At 60.2% G+C, this 19,654-nt stretch carries 19 protein-coding genes; 6 read left to right on the top strand and 13 right to left on the bottom strand.

The features are described from left to right. Nucleotides 1-83 precede the first annotated feature (83 nt). Entirely contained in the window at nucleotides 84-755 is a 672-nt protein-coding gene (locus AKU94_RS07580; protein ID WP_050526730.1) for a response regulator transcription factor, read from the top strand. Then, nucleotides 752-2,137, top strand: coding sequence for a sensor histidine kinase (locus tag AKU94_RS07575; protein ID WP_050526677.1), 1,386 nt, complete (start codon nucleotides 752-754; stop codon nucleotides 2,135-2,137). The genes AKU94_RS07580 and AKU94_RS07575 overlap by 4 nt, the downstream gene beginning before the upstream one ends. On the opposite strand, the gene tcuB is transcribed toward AKU94_RS07575, so the two are convergent. The 4 genes from tcuB to AKU94_RS07560 are packed head-to-tail and all read right to left on the bottom strand — an operon-like array spanning nucleotide 2,134 to nucleotide 5,276. Next, entirely contained in the window at nucleotides 2,134-3,219 is a 1,086-nt protein-coding gene (gene tcuB, locus AKU94_RS07570) for a tricarballylate utilization 4Fe-4S protein TcuB (RefSeq protein WP_050526676.1), read from the bottom strand. The genes AKU94_RS07575 and tcuB overlap by 4 nt on opposite strands. Then, complete coding sequence (gene tcuA, locus AKU94_RS07565; protein WP_408633680.1) at nucleotides 3,209-4,366, bottom strand: FAD-dependent tricarballylate dehydrogenase TcuA; 1,158 nt, start codon at nucleotides 4,364-4,366, stop codon at nucleotides 3,209-3,211. Before tcuA ends, tcuB begins: the two co-directional genes overlap by 11 nt. Next, nucleotides 4,357-4,599 (bottom strand): FAD-dependent oxidoreductase, encoded by a 243-nt coding sequence (locus AKU94_RS20870; protein WP_408633679.1) that lies wholly within the window; start codon nucleotides 4,597-4,599, stop codon nucleotides 4,357-4,359. The genes tcuA and AKU94_RS20870 overlap by 10 nt, the downstream gene beginning before the upstream one ends. Further along, nucleotides 4,596-5,276 carry a GntR family transcriptional regulator gene (locus tag AKU94_RS07560; protein WP_232295718.1) on the bottom strand — a complete coding sequence of 227 codons (681 nt, stop codon included), beginning with the start codon at nucleotides 5,274-5,276 and terminating at the stop codon, nucleotides 4,596-4,598. Before AKU94_RS07560 ends, AKU94_RS20870 begins: the two co-directional genes overlap by 4 nt. A gap of 75 nt (nucleotides 5,277-5,351) precedes the next feature. On the opposite strand from AKU94_RS07560, the gene AKU94_RS07555 reads away from it, so the two are divergent. Together AKU94_RS07555 and AKU94_RS07550 are read left to right on the top strand one after the other, a co-directional pair. After that, nucleotides 5,352-6,386, top strand: coding sequence for an AbrB family transcriptional regulator (locus AKU94_RS07555; RefSeq protein ID WP_050526675.1), 1,035 nt, complete (start codon nucleotides 5,352-5,354; stop codon nucleotides 6,384-6,386). 18 nt (nucleotides 6,387-6,404) lie between these two features. After that, nucleotides 6,405-7,376, top strand: coding sequence for a D-2-hydroxyacid dehydrogenase family protein (locus tag AKU94_RS07550; RefSeq protein ID WP_050526674.1), 972 nt, complete (start codon nucleotides 6,405-6,407; stop codon nucleotides 7,374-7,376). Here AKU94_RS07550 and AKU94_RS07545 read toward each other — a convergent pair. After that, on the bottom strand, nucleotides 7,373-9,046 hold the full coding sequence (locus tag AKU94_RS07545; RefSeq protein ID WP_050526673.1) for an ABC transporter permease: 1,674 nt from the start codon (nucleotides 9,044-9,046) through the stop codon (nucleotides 7,373-7,375). The two genes, AKU94_RS07550 and AKU94_RS07545, sit on opposite strands and share 4 nt — an antisense overlap. Before the next feature lie 102 nt (nucleotides 9,047-9,148). On the opposite strand from AKU94_RS07545, the gene AKU94_RS07540 reads away from it, so the two are divergent. Both AKU94_RS07540 and AKU94_RS07535 read left to right on the top strand, forming a co-directional pair. Next, nucleotides 9,149-10,021 (top strand): hypothetical protein, encoded by an 873-nt coding sequence (locus AKU94_RS07540; protein WP_050526672.1) that lies wholly within the window; start codon nucleotides 9,149-9,151, stop codon nucleotides 10,019-10,021. A gap of 258 nt (nucleotides 10,022-10,279) precedes the next feature. After that, entirely contained in the window at nucleotides 10,280-11,614 is a 1,335-nt protein-coding gene (locus tag AKU94_RS07535) for a DEAD/DEAH box helicase (protein WP_050526671.1), read from the top strand. A gap of 144 nt (nucleotides 11,615-11,758) precedes the next feature. Here the strand turns inward: AKU94_RS07535 and lepA are convergent, their stop codons facing one another. From lepA to AKU94_RS07495, 8 genes are all read right to left on the bottom strand, one after another. Next, complete coding sequence (gene lepA, locus AKU94_RS07530; protein ID WP_050526728.1) at nucleotides 11,759-13,558, bottom strand: translation elongation factor 4; 1,800 nt, start codon at nucleotides 13,556-13,558, stop codon at nucleotides 11,759-11,761. Between the two features lie 155 nt (nucleotides 13,559-13,713). Next, complete coding sequence (locus tag AKU94_RS07525; protein WP_050526670.1) at nucleotides 13,714-13,947, bottom strand: hypothetical protein; 234 nt, start codon at nucleotides 13,945-13,947, stop codon at nucleotides 13,714-13,716. Between the two features lie 89 nt (nucleotides 13,948-14,036). After that, nucleotides 14,037-14,996, bottom strand: a complete 960-nt coding sequence (locus tag AKU94_RS07520; RefSeq protein WP_050526669.1) for an SPOR domain-containing protein — start codon at nucleotides 14,994-14,996, stop codon at nucleotides 14,037-14,039. A 65-nt stretch (nucleotides 14,997-15,061) separates the two neighbouring features. Further along, nucleotides 15,062-15,694 carry a uracil phosphoribosyltransferase gene (upp, locus tag AKU94_RS07515; RefSeq protein WP_050526668.1) on the bottom strand — a complete coding sequence of 211 codons (633 nt, stop codon included), beginning with the start codon at nucleotides 15,692-15,694 and terminating at the stop codon, nucleotides 15,062-15,064. After that, a complete protein-coding gene (locus tag AKU94_RS07510; RefSeq protein WP_050526667.1) occupies nucleotides 15,687-16,673 on the bottom strand; it encodes an adenosine deaminase in 987 nt (328 codons plus the stop codon). Before AKU94_RS07510 ends, upp begins: the two co-directional genes overlap by 8 nt. Beyond that, nucleotides 16,670-17,872: a phosphopentomutase gene (locus tag AKU94_RS07505; RefSeq protein WP_050526666.1), complete on the bottom strand. Its 1,203-nt coding sequence runs from the start codon at nucleotides 17,870-17,872 to the stop codon at nucleotides 16,670-16,672. The genes AKU94_RS07510 and AKU94_RS07505 overlap by 4 nt, the downstream gene beginning before the upstream one ends. Then, nucleotides 17,869-19,188 carry a thymidine phosphorylase gene (locus tag AKU94_RS07500; protein WP_050526665.1) on the bottom strand — a complete coding sequence of 440 codons (1,320 nt, stop codon included), beginning with the start codon at nucleotides 19,186-19,188 and terminating at the stop codon, nucleotides 17,869-17,871. Before AKU94_RS07500 ends, AKU94_RS07505 begins: the two co-directional genes overlap by 4 nt. Further along, complete coding sequence (locus tag AKU94_RS07495; RefSeq protein ID WP_050526664.1) at nucleotides 19,178-19,579, bottom strand: cytidine deaminase; 402 nt, start codon at nucleotides 19,577-19,579, stop codon at nucleotides 19,178-19,180. The genes AKU94_RS07500 and AKU94_RS07495 overlap by 11 nt, the downstream gene beginning before the upstream one ends. Nucleotides 19,580-19,654: the final 75 nt, after the last annotated feature.

Here is a 19,654-nt window from a genome sequence, read left to right as displayed (position 1 = left end):
CGTCCCCCAAAGCGACTTGATAAAATGCACCGTATTTGTGCATGCTGTCGAAAACCTGTCGAAACCCTAATGCGGGCAAACAAATGCGGATTGTACTGGTCGAAGACAATGAAAGCCTCGCACAGGGGGTTGCGAATGCCCTGCGCGATCAGGGCTATGCTGTCGACTGGCTGAACGACGGTGATGAGGCTTACCGCTTCCTTGCCTCCGAGGGGGGCGATATCGCGGTCATCGACATCAACCTGCCCGGGCTCAACGGGGTCGAGATCGTGCGCGCCCTGCGCAAACAAGGCTCTGGCATACCCATAATCATGCTGACCGCGCGCAGTGATTTAAGCGACCGCGTCACAGGGCTGGATGCGGGGGCGGATGACTATCTGGTCAAACCCTTTGACATGGCAGAGCTGACCGCCCGGATCCGCGCCCTGTCACGGCGGCGCGCAGATATCCAGACCGGCATCCGTGAAATCGGCCTGATCCAGTTCAACCAGACCGCCCGCACCGTCATTGGCCCCGCAGGGCCGATTGACCTGCCCCGCCGTGAATTGGCCCTCTTGGAATGTCTGATGGACCATAGCGGAAGGATTGTCTCCAAAGAGCGGATCGCGGATACGCTTTACGGCATCGGCTCCGAGGTAGAGGCCAATGCGGTGGAGCTTTTGATCTCTCGCCTGCGGCGCAAACTGGCCAATACCGGCGTGACCATCCGCACCGCGCGCGGCTTGGGATATCTGTTGGATGACACGCCCGCATGAACCATTGGTCCTTGCGCAGCCGCCTGTTCGTGCTGATCATCATGCCGCTTGTCTTGGTCGCCTGTCTGGCGGCAGCGGCGCGCTTTGTCATGGCCGAGCGTATGTCGCAGCAGCTTTACGACGACACGCTTTTGGCTGTCGCGCTGACCATCTCGCGCGATGTGGTGCTGAGCGATGGCGATATGCTGACCGAGCAGCTTCTGGACGCGCTGACCGATGCACTGGGAGATCCGGTCTATTACCGCATTGAAGGCCCCGATGGGCGATTTGTGACCGGCTATTCCGACGCGCCGCCACGGCCGGATTCGGCAGGAATCGACACCGGCATCCCGTATTTTTACGATGCCACCAGCTTTGGCCAGCCCGTGCGCGTTGTCACCCTGCGCGAATTCATCGCCGAACAGGATTTTGGCGGCTGGGTCACCGTGGATGTCTGGCAAACCAAGGGTCAGCGAGAGGCGCTCAGCCTTCAGCTTTTCGGGCAATCGGTGGTGTTGATGACGGTTGTCGTCGCCGCAGCAGGGCTTTTGGTCTGGTTCGGGATCAACCTTGGCCTCAGACCCCTTTTGCAACTGCGAGAGGCCGTTGCGGAACGTTCTGCCGGCGATCTTCGGCCAATCAAACGCGTGGTTCCCAAAGAGGTGCGCAATCTGGTCGGCGCGGTCAATTCGCTGTTCGCGCGCCTGACCGAGGCCTTCGCCCTGCGCGATGCCTTTATCTCTGACGCCGCCCATCAACTGCGCAACCCCATCGCCGCCATTCAGGCCCAGGCCGAGGCCGCCACCACCGCCCCCGATGAGGCCGTTCTGCGCCAGCGCGTGGCCGAGCTTGCCGAGACCGCCCGCAGAACAGGCCGCCTCACACAGCAATTGCTGTCGATGGATAAAGCGCGGGGGCGCAGCGACGCCGAGAACTGGCAAACCCTGAATATCAACGCCCTCGCGCAAGAGCTTACCATACGTTTTGCTGAACAGGGGATGCGCAGCGGGATTGAGGTGTCATTCAACACGTCGGGCGAGCCATGTCCTGTCTTTGGGGATCAGATTATGCTGTCAGAGGCAATCGAGAACCTGTTGGACAACGCCAGCCACTACGGCTGTCCCAATGGCGGCAAGGTTGCGCTGACGGTAACTTTCGGGCCGGAGGATGTGGCGATCACCGTGCAAGACAACGGCCCCGGCATCCCGCCAGATATGCATGATCGTATCTTTGACCGCTTCATCCGCCTGAATGACGACAGTTCAGGCGGATGCGGGCTTGGGCTGGCCATCGTGCGCAAGATCGCCGAGACCCATGGCGGAACCGCCCGGGTTCTGGAGAGCCAGCGGGGCGCGCTGTTTGAATTGCGCATCCCGCTGGCGGGTCAAAGGGAACAGCCCTAGCCCTTGGTTTGCGCATCGCGGATCAGGGCCGCCAGACGGTAAAATCCGTGCACCATCTTGGAATAGGGCGTGGTCAGGAAGAACGCCAGCACCGCCCCCAGATGCACCGCAAGCAGTGGCCCCACAAGCGCCGTACCCGTCGCCGCATAAAGCGCAAGCCCCGTGAACCCCGTCAGCCCCAGCAAGATCACAAAGGCCATCTCTCCGCCCCAGGCACTCGCAGCGCCCAACGCTTTTTCCGAGCGCATCTTGAGCGACACCAGCCAGACCGCGCCAAGCGTCAACAACACCCCACCCGGAACGCCCAGCAATTTAGGCAATGAAAACAGTCCGTAAGGTGCTTCCATCCCTAACAGGTAATGCATCAATGTGCCGCTCGAGGTCGCCGCAAAGCAAAGCAAAAACCCGTACATGACCATCTGATGCGCCATGCGCCGCTTGTTGGAAAAACGGTTGCCGTTCTCAAAGTTACAGCCCTGCCCTTGTCCGCCACCGAGGTTGCGCATGGTTGCCGCACTGGCAAAGGCCGCACGCAGATGCGACAGCCGGATCGGCGCACCGCCGACCTCAACCCAATAGCGGCGCAGACCAATCGCAATCACCGCCAAGGGACCAAGGAAAGCGGGCGCAAAAATCGCGACCATGGCGGTATGCGCCAGAAAGGCATAAAAACCCTCACCCGATTCGGGGCGCAGGGCCACAAGTGCCGCAAACAGCAACGCAAACCCGGCAACCAGCGCCAGACCGATTGCAACACCACTGCGCTGGAACGCGCCGGCAAAGGCGCGGGGCCATGCAAAACGATCCCAGCTGTCATGGCGCACTTCGGCCAGAATGGCGGGCAGGTTCAGGTTAAATTCATGCGGGGCGGTATATTGGCAGGCATGATAGCAGCCCTGACAATTGTGGCACAGGCTGGCAAGCTGGGTGATATCGCCATCCGCAAACATCCGCTTTTCGGCGATTGCGGGAAATACGGAACAGAACCCTTCACAGTAACGGCAGGCGTTGCAAATCTCGACCTGACGGCGCGCTTCTTGTGTCAGGTCCAGCCCGGCAAGATTTATCGTTTCAAGCGACATGTTTTGCGGCCTCCTTGCCTGCGATACGTCCAAATACGGTGCCGATGGTCATCCCGAACCCAGCCAGATAGCCCTGCCCGAGGATCGAGCCTGCCATGATTTCGCCTGCGGCCCAGACGTTGGTCATAAGTCCATTGGTCCCTGTGACCCGTGCGGTGTCATCCACCTTCAGCCCCAAATAGGTAAAGGTCACACCGGGGCGCAGCGCATAGCCATAGAAGGGCGGCTTGGTGATGGGGCGGGCCCAGTTGGTCTTGGGCGGCTCCAACCCTTCGGTGGCCAGCCCGTCCAATTCATTGCCGTGGAAGGTGCCGGGACGGCAGGCGGCGTTGAATGTATCAATCGTTTCCTTCAGGGCCGTGCCGGACAGGCCCAGCTTTTCCCCCAATTTCTCGATCGTATCGGCCACTACGGGCGGAAAAACCGAAGGCATGAAGGCATTAATGCTCTGGCTGTCGATGATGGAATAGGCGACCTGATCGGGTTGTGCGGCCACCAAGCGGCCCCAGATCGCATAGCGTTTGGGCCAGACATCCTCACCCTCGTTATAAAAGCGTTGGCTGTCGCGGTTGACGACCACGGAGAACGGCACACAATCGAGCCGCGTCACGATACCGCCGTCAAACTTTGGCGCACGCCCGTCGATGGCAACCGCATGGCATTGCGTCGGATCGCCCACCGATTCCGCGCCCTGATCCAGCATATCCTTCAGCACGACACCCCGGTTATAGGGCGTACCCCGGATCAGGAAATTGCGCGCCGCAGGCCCCCAGGCCCGCGCCAGCCAGTCCAGATCGGCCTGAAATCCGCCCGAGGCAAGCACCACCGCACGGCCGTTCACCCGTGCCGGCGCCCCGGCGATTGCGCAGTCAACGCCGCGAAAGGTGCCATCCTCGATATCCACATGCTGAACCTGCGCCTCATAGACGACGGTCACGCCCAGATCCTCAACACGGTTGTAATAGGCATTCACCAGCGCCTTGCCGCCGCCAAGGAAAAACGCATTGGTGCGCGACAGCGACAACGTGCCCGAAAGCGAGGGCTGAAACCGAACGCCCTGCTTTTCCATCCATGGCAGGCAGGTTTCCGAGGTGCGAATGGCAAGCCGCGCCAGATGCTCATCTGTCTTGCCTTTGGTCACAAGCAACAGGTCGTCGTAATATTCGCCTCTTCATAGGCATCGGTCAGCACCGACAGCGGGCCTTGGTGCATACAACGGAAGTTACGGGTATGGCGGGAGTTGCCGCCACGGTAATCCTTGGGCGCCCCTTCCAGAATGATAACACTTGCACCCGCCTCGGCCGCCTCTATCGCGGCACAAAGCGCGGCATTGCCACCGCCGACCACGACCACATCCCAAAGTTTGTCTATATGTTTCATAGTGGCTGGTTTCCTTGTTCTTCAGATCGAAACTGGCGAAGGCGCATGGCATGAGCTGCGTTGATATGGGCACGCATCAGGGTTTCCGCCCGGTCACCATCGCGCGCATTAAGGGCGTTAAGGATCGCCTCGTGCTCGGCCTGTGCCTGGCGCACACGGCCTGCATCCTCCATCGTGGTGGGGCCAAGAATAAGCAGCGTCTTTTCCAGCCCCGCCACCGCCTCCAGCAAGAAACGGTTGCGGGCGGCATCCAGAAGCGTGGCGTGAAACTGACGGTTCAGCGCATAAAGGCGCGGCGCTTCGGCAGGGGTCAGCGCCATCTCATCCGAGATCATCTGCAATTCAGCCAGCTCCACATCCGATGCCGTGCGGGCCGCCAAGCGGGCTGCGGTCCCTTCCAGAACGGCGCGCATCTCATAAAGCTCGGTCACCTCGGAATAGGTCAGGCGGCGGATACTGGCGCCCACGCGCGGCACATGCACCACGAGGCCGTCCGCCTCCAGCGCGCGGATCGCCTCACGCACAGGGGTGCGGCTGATGCCCAGACGCTCTGCCAAATCTGTTTCCGTCAGCCGGTCACCGGGGCCAAGCGCACCGGAGCGGATTTCGGAAATCAGCCGCTGATAAGCGTCCTGACCTTGACTGAGGTCCCGAATTGGCTGGGCATTGCTGGCCACGATAAACTCCGCACTTGTATTTTGCATACACTTGGATACAGTAGGATTCACAGCCTGTCAACAAAGGTTCCAACGATGGCCAGTTTGTCACCCTTCGCCCGCACGGTCGCCACCTTGATACTGGCCGCCCTTGGCACTGCGATTTTCAGCGTTCTTGGCCTGCCCCTGCCGTTTTTGTTCGGGCCGATGCTTGCCTGCCTGATCGCGGCCCTTTGGGGCGCTCCCCTGCGCGGCACGGGACAGATCGCCGTTGCTGCGCGCACCATTCTGGGTGTGGCCGTCGGGGCATCAATTACGCCGGACCTGATCACCCTGCTGCCGCAAATGGCGCTATCGGTGGCGCTGATCCCGCTTTATGTGCTGTGCATCGGGCTGGTGGGGGTGCCGTTTTTTCGCCGCATCTGCGGGTTTGATCCGGTAACGGCCTATTACGCGGCGATGCCCGGCGGGCTGCAGGATATGGTGATTTTTGGCACGGAGGCAGGGGGCGATGGTCGTGCGCTGTCATTGATCCATGCAACGCGGGTTCTGATTATCGTCAGCGTCGCACCGATCCTGTTGACGCAGGCCTTTGACACCCCGCTGACCCAACCGATCGGGGCGCCCATTGTCGGGATGGACCTGACCCAGATCGGGTTGATGATCTTTGCCGCACTCGTCGGCTGGAAGGGTGGAGAGCGGCTTGGCCTCTTCGGGGCCTCCATCCTTGGGCCGATGATCGTGACCGCCGCCCTGTCGCTTGCGGGTCTGATCACAGTGCGCCCCCCTGCCGAGGCCATCCTTGCCGCGCAATATTTCATCGGCATCGGCATCGGAGTGGGCTACGTCGGTGTGACCCTGACCGAGTTGCGTAAGGTTGTGCTGGCGGGCATCGCCTATGTCATTTTGCTGGCCTTGCTGGCGATTGCCTTTACTGAATTTGTTGTGCTGAGCGGACTTGCAGGGCAGGTAGAGGGCTTCCTTGCCTTTGCGCCGGGCGGGCAGGCCGAAATGACGGTTCTGGCAATCGTTGCGGGGGCGGATCTGGGCTTTGTGATTGTCCATCACCTGACGCGCATCGTATTGGTTATCACCGCCGCCCCCATCATGGCGCGCTATATGAAATTCTGATGCAACCAGAGAGGCTTTATGAAAGTCCATATTCTCGACGATTGGTTTGACACTTTGCGCGGCCTGCCCTGCTTTGCCAAGCTGAAGGGCCACGATGTCACGGTCTGGAACGCGCATTTCCGGTCCACAGACCTGCTGGCCGAAAAGCTGGCAGGGGCCGAGGCTTTGGTGCTGTTTCGTGAGCGCACCGCCATAACGGCCGATTTGTTGCAGCGCCTGCCAAACCTGAAGCTTATCAGCCAGCGCAGCGTTTACCCGCATGTCGATGTCCCTGCCTGCACGGCGCAGGGGGTGTTGCTGTGTTCCAACATGAAGGCCGATGGCCATTCCGTCGCCGCGGCAGAGCTGACATGGGCGCTGATGCTGGCCTGCGCGCGGCAGTTGACGGCGCAAAATGCATCGATCAAGGCAGGGCAATGGCAGATGGGCGTTGGCCAATCGCTGGCGGGGCGCCGCTTGGGGCTTTACGGTTACGGGCGCATTGCGCGGGCCGTGGCAGGCTATGCCCGCGCCTTCGGGATGGAGGTGGTCTGGTGGGCCTCCGAACAGGGGCGCGCATGGGCCTTGGCCGCCGGAGAGACAGTGGCCGAAAGCCGCGAGGCCTTCTTTGCCCAGAGCGATTTCATCAGCCTCCATGTCCGCATGAAGCCCGAAACCAAAGGCATCATCAGCGCCGCCGATCTGGCCCTAATGAAGCCGAGCGCGAGTTTTATCAACACCTCACGCGCGGGGTTGGTGGAACCGGGGGCCATGCTGGCCGCGATGCGCGCGGGACGGCCAGGGCGTGCGGGCATCGATGTGTTTGAGACCGAACCCCTGACCGATGCGCATGACCCCCTGGTCCATCACCCGAATGTCATCGCCACGCCGCATATCGGTTTTGTCACCGAGGATGAGTTGGACAGCCAGTTTGCGGACATCTTTGACCAGATCAACGCCTATGCCGAGGGCGCACCGATCCATATGATCAACCCCGAGGTCTGGCGTTAAGCGCGGTTGGTATGGGCCATCACCCATACCGCCGCCAATCCCACCAACATCACCAATAGGGCCGCAGGGGCGGCATCGCCCAGACGTTCAAGGCTGGCTTGTTCATAAACGCGGGTTGCAAGGGTGTTGTAGTTGAAAGGGCGCAGAAGCAAAGTCGCCGGCAGCTCTTTGACGCAATCGACAAACACCACCAAAAGCGCTGTTGCCACAGACCCGCGCATCAAAGGGATATAGACCGCCACCAATGTCCCCGACGGCCCGCGCCCCAAAGACCGCGCCGCCAGCGGCAGCGAGGGCGACACACGCCCGAACGCCGAATCCACGGCCCCCTGCGCAATTCCGAAAAACCGCACCATATATGCGATGACCAAAGCCGCCGCAGTTCCCGTCAGCAACAGCCCCGGATCGGTGCCCGTCAGCGCCAAAATCGTATCCGCCACCCGATGATCCAAAGCCGCCAGCGGGATCAACAACCCCACGGCAAGCACCGTCCCCGGCGCGGCATAACCGACCGAGGTCAGCGGCAAGACCATGCGCGGCAAGCCCCGACCCGCCAAACGCACACCATAAACCAAAAAGATCGCAGCCCCGACCGTTAGGCCCGCTGCTGCTCCGCCCACAAAGATCGTGTTCACCAAAGCTTGCGTCAACCCTTTGGAAACCCATGCCTCAGGATGTTTGACCGCATGGCCAAGCATCACCGCCACGGGCAAGATAAACCCCACACCGAACGGCACAAGACAGGCCGCTGTAGCCACCCAAGCGCGAACCCCTGTCAGATGTTGCGGGGCAAGCGGGCGCGTGGCGCGTGGCATCCGGTGGAAACGCGCATTGCGACGGCTGATCCGCTCTACCATCAAAAGCCCGACGACAAGCGCCAGAATAACCAGTGAAATCTGCGCAGCCCCGCCCGCATTGCCGCCATTCAGCCAGACCGAGAAAATCCCCGTGGTCAGGGTTTGCACCCCGAAATGATCCACCGTGCCGAAATCGGCCACAGTCTCCATCAGGGCCAAGGCCACCCCCATGGCAATCGCAGGCCGCGCCAAGGGCAGGCCCACCCGCCAGAACACTGCCAAAGGACCGGCCCCAAGCGCGCGCGCCACCTCATAGGTGCAGTTGGACTGCTCGCGGAACGCGGCGCGGGCCAGCAGGTAAACATAAGGGTAAAGCGCCGCCGAAAGCACAATCACGGCCATTTGCCGTGTGCGGATCGCCGGAAACCAGTAATCGCGCGCGTTCTCCCAGCCAAAGCTGGCCCGCATCGCGGTTTGCACCACGCCGGAATAATCAAAGAAATCCACCAGCGCATAGGCCCCGACATAACCCGGTATCGCCAAGGGAAACAGCAATGCGTAATCCAGCCAGCGACTGCCCGGAAAACGGTACATCGCCACCAGCCACGCCGCGCCGGTGCCGACAAACGCCGTCAACGCCCCCACGCCACCCATCATGAAAAACGTATTGCCCAAATAGCGTGGCAACACCGTCGACATCAAATGCGGCCAGATGTTTTCCGCCGGATGAAAGGCCAGCCAGATGACCGAGACCACTGGCACCAGCACCAAAAGCGCAATCAACCCGGCCCCTACCGACCAAAAGTCCGGCAGGTGAAACCTCGGCAAATATTGCCGAAGGGCATTGGGTTCTTGAGCGTTTTGCTTGGCCATAAACGCAGCGATACAGGAAAGCGGTTTAACTGTCCAGAAAAGCACGTATAATCCCGATAAATTAACTTGGCCTACCACGCTCTGAGCAACCGAAAGGTCCACATGCGCATCGTCTATCATCTCGGCGCCCATTGCACCGATGAAGAGCGGCTTTTACGCTGCCTGTTGAAAAACCGCGATGTGCTGGCGGCCGAGGGCATCATTGTCCCCGGCCCCGCCAAGTACCGCACCCTGTTGCGCGACACAGCCTTGACCCTGAAGGGGCAAGCCGCCCCGCCGGAAACCCAGGCAGACATTCTGGGCCAGATCACCTCGGACGCGCAGGCCGACCGAATGATCCTGTCATGGGCAAATTTCCTTGGTTATGCGCAAGGGGCGCTGCGGCGTGGGATATACAGCTCCGGCGGAGAGCGGATGCACGCCTTTCGCCAGATCTTTCCCGAAGCTGAGGCCGAATTTCATATAGGCATCCGCAACCCTGCCACCTTCGTGCCAGCCGTCTTCCAAAAACAGAACGGTCGGTCATATGCCGAATTTATGGACGGTGTGAATGTGGAAACCCTGCGCTGGTCAACGCTGATCCAAAACCTGCGCGACGCCAACCCCACTGTGCCGATCACCGTCTGGTGCGACGAGGACACGCCCCTGCTTTGGCCAGAAGTGCTGCAAGCTGTTTCGGGACATAGCGCCGCGGCCAAGCTTAGTGACACGGATGATCTTTTGACGACGATCATGTCGGCGGACGGGATGAAGCGGATGAACGCCTATCTGGAAATGCACCCGCCGCCAAACCCCGAACAGAGGCGCCGCGTGGTTTCGGCCTTTCTGGCAAAATTCGCCCTGCCCCAAGAGATCAACGTCGAGATCGAGATGGAGGGCTGGTCCGACGATCTGGTCGCGCGGATGACCGAGGCCTATGACCTGGATGTGTCACGGATCATTGCCATGGACGGGATTACCTTTCTCGCGCCCTAACGTTCCGCGCGCTTTGCAGGAACGGGGCCGGATCAACTGACCCTTGACAAATGATCCGATCTACATCATCTGACCTATATTCGAGTGCCCGTGCCGCGTGAGCATGTGAACGGCCCGAATAAAGGTTCCCACCGTCACGCAGGGGTTCCGCGGTGCCGACGGGGTGTTTGCAAGTGCAGATGGTCGAGGCGTGCGCCGCTCCCTTTTGCCGCTGGTGCGGCGCAAGGTGCGTGGAATAACGCGCCGGAAAGATTTTATATGACGACGTTTTCAGACTTGGGGCTTTCCCCAAAGCTTATGGCTGGCCTAGACAAAGCTGGCTACACCGCCCCGACACCTATTCAAGTACAGGCCATTCCGCATATCATGCAGGGCCGTGACATCATGGGGCTGGCGCAAACCGGCACCGGCAAAACCGCGGCCTTCGGCCTGCCTTTGCTGCACCGTTTGCTTGATATCGGCCACCCGCCCGCGCCGCGCACCGTGCGCAGCCTGATTTTGGCCCCGACCCGTGAGCTGGTCTCCCAGATCTCGGACAATCTGACGAATTACACCAAGGGCACCCCGGTCAAGGTCGTGATGATCACCGGTGGCGCATCGATCTTTCGCCAGTCGGAAAAGCTTGCACGCGGGGCCGATGTTCTGGTTGCAACCCCTGGCCGCCTTATCGACCTGCTTGATCGCAAGGCGCTTTCGCTTGAGGCTTGCGGCTATCTGGTGCTGGATGAGGCCGACCAGATGCTCGACATGGGGTTCATCCATGCGCTGCGCAAAATCGCGCAGTATATTCCGCTCAAGCGCCAGACCATGCTGTTTTCCGCAACAATGCCAAAACTGATCGAAGATCTGGCAGGCACTTATCTGCGCGATCCGGTCAAGGTACAGGTTGCACCACCCGGCAAACCCGTTGAACGGATTGAACAATCGGTCCATTACACACCGCAGGGCGATAAGGCCAAGCTGTTGGAAAGCTATCTGACGGAACATAAGGGTGAGCAGGCGCTGGTCTTTGGCCGCACCAAGCACGGCTCGGAAAAGCTGATGAAACTGCTGGTAAGCTGGGGGTTCAAGGCAGGTTCGATCCACGGTAATAAATCGCAAAACCAACGGGATCGCACGCTGACTGAATTCCGCAACGGGGAATTGGACGTGCTGGTCGCAACTGATGTTGCCGCACGCGGGATCGATATTCCGGGCGTGCGCCATGTCTATAACTACGACCTGCCGAATGTGCCGGAAAACTATGTTCACCGTATTGGCCGGACGGCACGGGCGGGTGCCGAAGGCCGCGCTATTGCCTTTTGCGCACCGGCCGAAATGGGCGAGTTGAAAGACATCGAAAAGCTGCTGAAAAAGCAGATTGCCGTGATTGGCGGCGCACCTTGGGGTCTGGCCGACATCAAAGCCGCCCCGAAACCTGCACAGCGCGGCGCACGCCCACCACGCGGCGGCGGACAGGGCAAGCCACGTTCCGGACAAGGCAAGCCGGGCGGTAAACCCGCCGGAAAACCGATGCGCAGCGTTGAAGGCGGGCACGGCGCCCCCAAAAAAGCAAGACGCAACGGCGGCAAGGCCCGCACCAGCGCAGCCTGAACAGCACAAGGGTCAGCAAGCCGGTCTTGCTGACCCACACCATCGACAAAAAAATAACGCATAAGGCCCATCGCCTATGCGTTATTTTTTTTAAAAGACATCCCCCGCATCAAAGAAGGGGCCTTTGTCCGTATCTGAACCGCCCTAATTATCCATCTTCAAAGCCGAGATAAACGCCTCTTGCGGGATCTCGACCTTGCCGAACTGGCGCATCCGTTTCTTACCGGCCTTCTGCTTTTCCAACAGCTTCTTCTTGCGGCTGGCATCACCGCCATAACATTTCGCGGTCACATCCTTGCGCATCGCCGAGAGCGTCTCACGCGCGATCACACGGCCACCGATCGCCGCCTGGATCGGGATTTTGAACATATGGCGCGGGATAAGGTCCTTAAGCTTTTCAACCATTGCGCGGCCCCGCATCTCGGCGCGGTCACGGTGAACCATCATCGACAAGGCGTCCACAGGTTCGTCATTCACAAGGATCGACATCTTGACCAGATGATCCTCACGATATTCGGAGATCACATAGTCAAAAGAGGCATAGCCCTTGGTCACCGACTTCAGCCGGTCATAAAAGTCAAAAACCACCTCGGCCAGCGGCAGGTCATAGACCACCATCGCACGGCTACCGGCATAGGACAGGTCCAACTGGATGCCCCGACGATCTTGGCACAACTTCAACACATCGCCCAGATACTCATCCGGAACCAGAATTGTCGCCTTGATTCGTGGCTCATCAATATGGTCCACCAATGTCAGGTCCGGCATATCGGCGGGGTTGTGCAGGTCCAGAACCTCACCGTCGCGCATATGCAGATGGAAAACCACCGACGGCGCTGTGGTAATCAGCTCCAGATCATATTCACGTTCCAGCCGGTCGCGGATCACCTCAAGGTGCAGCAAACCAAGGAAGCCACAGCGGAACCCGAAACCAAGCGCGGCCGAGGTTTCCATTTCCGACGAAAAGCTCGAATCATTCAGCTGCAGTTTTTCAATCGCATCGCGCAGGGCATCGAAATCATTCGCATCTACAGGGAACAGCCCACAGAATACCACCGGCTGCGCAGGCTTAAAGCCCGGCAAAGGCGCTGCACAGCCCTTCTTTTCCGAGGTGATCGTATCGCCCACGCGCGTATCGCGCACCTGCTTGATCGAACCCGTCCAGATGCCGATCTCGCCCGGTCCAAGCTCAGAGATATCAACCATCTGCGGCTTGAGCACGGCCAATTTATCGACGCCATATACAGCGCCGGTTTGCATCATCTTGATGCGGTCCCCTTTGCGGACAACCCCATCAATCACGCGGATCATAACGACAACGCCAAGATAGCTGTCATACCACGAATCGACCAGCATCGCCTTCAGCGGCGCATCGCGGTCGCCTTTGGGCGCGGGCAGGCGCGTGACGATTGCCTCCAGCACATCGGGAATACCAAGCCCGGATTTGGCCGAAATCTGGATCGCATCAGACGCATCAAGCCCGATGACATCCTCGATCTGGGTTTTCACCCGCTCAACATCCGCAGCGGGCAGATCGACCTTATTCAGAACTGGCACAATCTCATGACCGGCATCCAACGCGTGATAGACGTTGGCCAAGGTCTGCGCCTCAACGCCCTGACTGGCATCCACCACCAACAGCGACCCTTCGACCGCGCGCATCGAGCGGCTGACCTCATAGGCAAAGTCGACGTGGCCGGGGGTGTCGATCAGGTTCAGGATATAGCGCTTGCCATCCTTCGCCGGATATTCGATCCGCACGGAGTTCGCCTTGATCGTGATCCCGCGCTCCCGCTCGATATCCATGTTATCAAGCATCTGCGCTTTCATATCGCGCTGCGCCACTGTTCCGGTCAGCTGGATCAGCCGGTCGGCAAGTGTGGATTTACCGTGGTCGATATGCGCCACGATGGAGAAATTGCGGATGAGATCAAGGTCTGTCATGCGTCGCATATAGCCTGTCTGAATGAAGGCGGGAAGAGGTGTTTTTGCTTTCCGGCACGATCTTGTCGCCCACGCCGAAATCCGTGACTACAGCACGGCCGACCAATCCCCAAGGGCCGACATATGCCGTCGGCCCATTTTCAACAACACAAGCATCAAGCGGCTTTTTTCAGGGCTTTCTTTGCCTTTTTCAGCTTCTTTTCCTGTTTCGCAAGCTTTGCCTTGCGGGCTTTGACTTCCTTTTTCAGGGCTTTGATATCTGATTTTTTGACCATTACGCATTCCTTTTTCGCTAACCGCCCGCCTGTTTCAATGCCGGACACCATGTATTTGATCGCAAGGGCGCACCTGCTGCCATGCGCCAGATCAAAGCTGGCATAAAAAAACACCCCCCGGCGCAGAACCGAAGGGTGTGAGTTTTATCTGCCCGACTTCTTGCCAGACGCCCAAGGTCGGGGGCGTCAGGATACCCGTTTCTTTAGCGGATGAAAGCATCCCCAAAACCGGCGTGCCGCGCGACCTCCAACGCCTTGCGCGCGGCGGCATGACTGCCGAATGGTCCGGCCATCACAACTTGCAAATCCCCCGCTGCGCGCGATTTGGCAACCGGCAAGCCCAGATTGTGTAAATGGGCCGCTGTGCGCTGCGCATTCGAGGTAAGGCCAAATGTGCCAACTTGCACAAAAATCCGCGGCTCTGTCACCCCATTGCGCATCAGGACGGTACGGCTTGCACCCTTGTCATCTTGGTCCACAACCAGCGTTGCGGGGGTATCTCTTGTCCAGATCAGGTCTTGCTGGGCCTGACCTATTGCGGTCCCTTTGGCGCGCTCTGGGTTCAGGCGACCGTCTTTCCATGCCTTGCGGTAACCATCCGGCACAATGACATCGACCGTTGCCGAGGGCCCCGAAACACGGCGGGCTGCGGCCAGAACATCCAAATCCTGCTCAGGTGAACAAATGAGGGACCGGCGGCCATCCGTCAGCACGACACGCACTCCGTAAGGGGACGAGACTGGGCAGCCATTGTGCAGACGCACCATCGGGGTTGTTTTGCGCTCGCGCGCGGGGCGTTGCTCTGCGCGGCGCTTGGGCAGGCTTGCGATGGTTTCCATCGGTTTGCTGCGCGGGGCGGCAACTGGTGGTTTTTTTGCAGGCGCGAGCTTGACCGGCTCCGGTTCTGTCACGGCAATTTCACGCGCCGCAGAGGCCGGCGACGGCCCGCACAGGGGCTTGCGATCACGCGAGATTCTTGGCACCCAGGTTATCCGGTCACCGATGCCGGCACGCAAGAACACACAGCCCTTGCTGTCGACATATTGCGACCCCTTAAAGCTGGCAGGTGGCATCTCTGCAGGCCCGGCCAAAGATTGTGCCGATACGGATGATACACCAATCACGGCGGACCAGCCGACAACTGCAAGCGCTTTCAAGATCATGACTACCCCCTGTAGCATGGCACGATAATCCGTCAGTAACAGATCAGAGTAAAGAGAAAAATCCCCTATTTAGTGCCAAACATACGGTCACCCGCATCCCCTAGCCCCGGAACGATATAGCCATGCGTATCAAGGTGGCTGTCCAGAGCTGCTGTGATGATAGGTACATCGGGGTGCGCCTCTTTCATGCGGGCAACCCCTTCGGGCGCGGCCAAAAGGCACAGAAACCGGATATTCTTTGCCCCTTGCGCCTTCAGCAGGTCGATCGCCGCGACCGAGGAATTGCCGGTGGCCAGCATCGGATCGACCGCAATCGTCATACGGCTGTCCAGCGCATCCGGCACCTTGCAATAATATTGCACCGGTTGAAGGGTTTCAGGATCGCGGTACAGCCCCACAAACCCCACACGCGCCGCGGGGATCAGTTCCAGTATACCGTCCATCAGGCCGTTGCCCGCGCGCAGGATGGAGATTAGCGCCAGCTTCTTGCCCTCCAGCACAGGGGCCTCCATCGGCTCCATCGGGGTCTCGATCTGCATCGTTGTCATCGGCAGGTTGCACGTCACCTCATAGGCCAACAACAGGCTGATTTCACGCAAGAGCCGGCGAAAACTGGAGGTTGAGGTTTCCTTTTTGCGCATCAGCGACAGTTTATGCTGCACCAACGGGTGGGTAACGACGGTCAGATGGTCAAGCATGGGCTGTCTCCAGTTTCTTGCGCAATTCGGCCTTGGTATCGACGTCACAAAAGGCGGCGTCAAGCGCGGTTTGGGCAAAGCCGTCAAAAACCCCCTCGTCCCAATCAAAAGCCTCATGCAGGTTTTCATATTCCCGCGTCATCGTCGTGTGGAAAAATGGCGGGTCATCGGTCGACACCGTCAGCTTTACACCGCGCGCATAAAGCTGAGCAATGGGATGGGCGCGCAGGTCGGGATAAAGGCCAAGTGCGAGATTGGAGCCGGGGCAGACCTCCAGCACGATGCCGCTTTCGGCCAGTTCGTCGACCAGCGCCAGATCCTCAATCGCGCGGACGCCGTGGCCGATCCGTTCCACCCGCAAATCACGCAAAACGGCGCGCACGCTGTCGGGCCCGCCCCATTCGCCGGCATGGGCCGTCAGGTGCAGGCCCGCCTCATGCGCGCAATCAAAGCCCCAGGCGAAATCGGCTGGCTGGCCCGCGCGTTCATCCCCCGCCAAGCCGAAGCCTACGATAAACTCCCCCGCCGTTTCCGCAGCACAAATCGCGGTTTGCCGCGCCTTATCCGGCCCGAAATGGCGAATGGCGGTGACGATCCCGCGCAGGGTGATGCCCATCTGCGCCTCGGCCAGTTGCGCCGCATCACGGATTGCGGCCACATAATCCCGCCACGCGCCGACGTCCCGCCCGCCGCAAAAATCGGGCGACAGGAATGTCTCGCAATAGATCACACCGGATTTGGCGCTTTCCTCCAGCACGGCAAGGGTCAGGCGGTGGTAATCCTCGGGGGTTTTCAAGGCTTGGGTCGCGGCCTCATAAACGCGCAGGAAGTCGGCAAAATCCTTGTATTTGTAATTGCCCGCCGCATCGAAAATACCGCTGATATCAAGATGCTTTTCCTTGGCCAAGCCGCGGATAAAGGCGGGGGGTGCGGCCCCTTCCAGATGGTGATGCAGCTCCAGCTTTGGCTGATGGTTCATAAGAACGATACCCCCGGCCCTTGGTTTTCCACGCCTAGATGCGCCGCAACCGATGCCGCCACATCCACAAAATTCACCAGCCCGAGGCTGCCGGTGCCCGCCCCCGCACAAAGGACCGGCACGCGCTCTCGGGTGTGTTCGGTGCCGCGCCATGTCGGATCATTGCCATGGTCGGCAGTGAAGATCGCCAGATCTCCGGGCCGCATCGCCGCCAGAAATGCCCCCGCCTGCGCGTCAAACCATTCCAGCGCGCGGGCATATCCCGCCACATCGCGCGGATGGCCATAAAGGCTGTCAAATTCCACAAAGTTCGCAAAGGTCAAGGAACCGGGCTCTGCACTGCCCTGCAACGTCAAAAGATGTTCGAAAAGGTCAGAATCCGATTTGCCTTTGTGCAGCGTACCAACCCCGCGATGCGAGAAGATATCCCCGATTTTCCCGACTGCATGGGTCGCCCGCCCCGCATCTTGCACCCAGTCCAGCAAAGTCGGGCTGGGCGGGTCGATCGCATAGTCGCGCCGGTTCGCGGTGCGCCTGAAATCATCGCAAGTGCCGGTAAAGGGCCGCGCAATCACCCGCCCGACTTTGCGCGCGTGCAGATAGGGCGCAAGATCGGCGCAGAGCTTCAACAAACGATCCAGCCCGAAGGCTTCTTCATGTGCTGCGATCTGGAACACACTATCGGCAGAGGTATAGCAGATCGGCCAACCGCTGCGCAGATGTTCCGCGCAATGGGCGGCGATGATCGGAACACCTGAGGCGTGGCAATTGCCCAAAATTCCCCCGGTTCCCGCAAGACGGCATACCTCCGCCACCACGTCATCCGGAAAGGCAGGCACCGTTTCGGGAAAATAATGCCAATCCCACGGCACCGGAACGCCGGCCAGCTCCCAATGCCCCGATGGCGTATCCTTGCCGCGTGAGACCTCGGTCGCGGCCCCCCAGCGCCCCGAAGCCGCAGGCCCTTCGGGCAGGCAGACATCGGGCACCGACAGTGCCATCGCCCGCCCCAGCCCAAGCTGCATCAGGTTGGGCAGATGCAGCGGGCCTTTGCGGCCGGTATCGGCGCGGCCCGCAGCACATTCGGCGGCGATATGGCCCAAGGTATTGGCACCTTCATCGCCAAAATCGGCGGCATCAGGCGCGCCACCACAGCCAACCGAATCCATCACGATCAAAAAGGCGCGTCTATCCGTCATGTAATTTTCCCCAAAACAAGCGCAGGTACCGGCACCGCAGCATCACCAATCGCAAAGGCCTGCGACAGCCGCGCAATCGCAGCTTCGGCATCTTCCAGTGATGCGGCGTGGATCATGGCCAACGGCTGACCCGCCTCTACCGCATCGCCCAGGCCCGCGATGTGCGACAGTCCGACAGAGGGGTTGATCTTATCACCATCGCGCAAACGCCCGCCGCCAAGTTGCACGACGGTATTTCCCAACACGCCGGTAAGAATGTCGGTGACAAAACCACTCGTGGGGCTTGCAAGTTCCACCATTACCGGCGCCGCGGGCAAGCGGTCAGGCCAGCGGTCTATGAAATCGGCCGGTCCGCCCTGAGCCTCGACCATCCTGCCAAAATACTCTGCGGCAGCCCCGCGTTGCAACGCGCCTTCAATGCGCGCAGCACCATCTTGCGCATCGGCCGCAAGCCCGCCCAAGGCCAGCGCCTCCCCGCCCAAAGCCGTGACCGCATCCCAAAGCGCCGCATTGACCGATTGGCCTGTCAGGGTCTCCATCACCTCGATCACCTCCAGCGCATTGCCCGCGGCGGCGGCAAGCGGTTGGGACATGTCGGTGATCAATGCGGTGGTCATCAACCCCGCCCCCTGTGCTGTGGAAACCAGTGCCTGCGCCAAGGCACGCGCCTCGCCTTCGGTTTTCATAAAGGCGCCAGAGCCGCATTTGACATCCAACACCAAACCTTCCAATCCGGCCGCCAGTTTCTTGGAGAGGATAGAGGCTGTGATCAGTTCAAGGCTATCCACCGTCGCCGTCACATCGCGAATGGCATAGAGGCGGCGATCAGCGGGCGCTATTTCAGGAGAGGCGGACACAATGGCACAACGCAGCTGGTCCAATTGCGCGCGCAAAGCATCGGGCGACAGATCACAGCGCAAACCCGGAATGGATTCCAGTTTGTCCAGCGTCCCGCCCGTATGCCCCAACCCGCGCCCCGAGATCATCGGCACATAGGCCCCGCAGGCCGCCAGCGCAGGCGCAAGCAGCAGCGAGACGCAATCCCCGACCCCGCCCGTAGAGTGTTTGTCCAGCACCGGACCCGGCAAGTCCCAATCCAGCTGCATACCGCTTTTCTGCATCCCGCGGGTCAGCTCGACGCACCCGCCCTCCGACAGCCCATTAATACAGACCGCCATAGCAAAGGCCCCTGCCTGCGCGTCCGAAACCACCCCCGAGGCGATCGCTTTGGCGAACCACGTCAAGGCACCGGGCGCGAGAGGCAAACCTGCACGCAGATCCGCGATGATCTGGCGGGCCTCAAATTCAGCGGCCATTGGACCGCGCCATATGGCCTGCCGAGAAACTGCCGGGCAACAGCTCGGCCACTGTCACGACATTGGATTTGCCGTCAGTGGTGCAAAGCGTAACAGCGACATCACCGTCAGCAAACTCTGCGATCTTCTGACGACACCCCCCGCAGGGGGGAACCGGGCTGGGGCTGTCAGCGATCACCAGTATCTCTGCGATACGGGTCTCACCTGCCGCGATCATGGCGGCAATTGCGCCCGCCTCGGCACAAGTACCTTCCGGGTAGGCAACGTTTTCTACGTTACAGCCGGCATAAACCGCTCCCGAGGCACTGCGCAACGCCGCCCCTACCTTGAAACGGGAATATGGCGCATAGGCGTTTTCACGCACCTTAGTCGCAGCAACGAGCAAAGACATCGGACCTCTCCCTTGATGATCCTACCCACTGTGGAACCGGGGCGCGTGAATTTCAAGCAGTGACGTCACTGTCGG

The sequence above is a fragment of the Pseudorhodobacter aquimaris genome (assembly GCF_001202025.1).
Classification (GTDB): domain Bacteria; phylum Pseudomonadota; class Alphaproteobacteria; order Rhodobacterales; family Rhodobacteraceae; genus Pseudorhodobacter; species Pseudorhodobacter aquimaris.
Note: the sequence above shows the minus strand (reverse complement) of the source record. Positions and strands in the feature narration are given on the sequence as shown.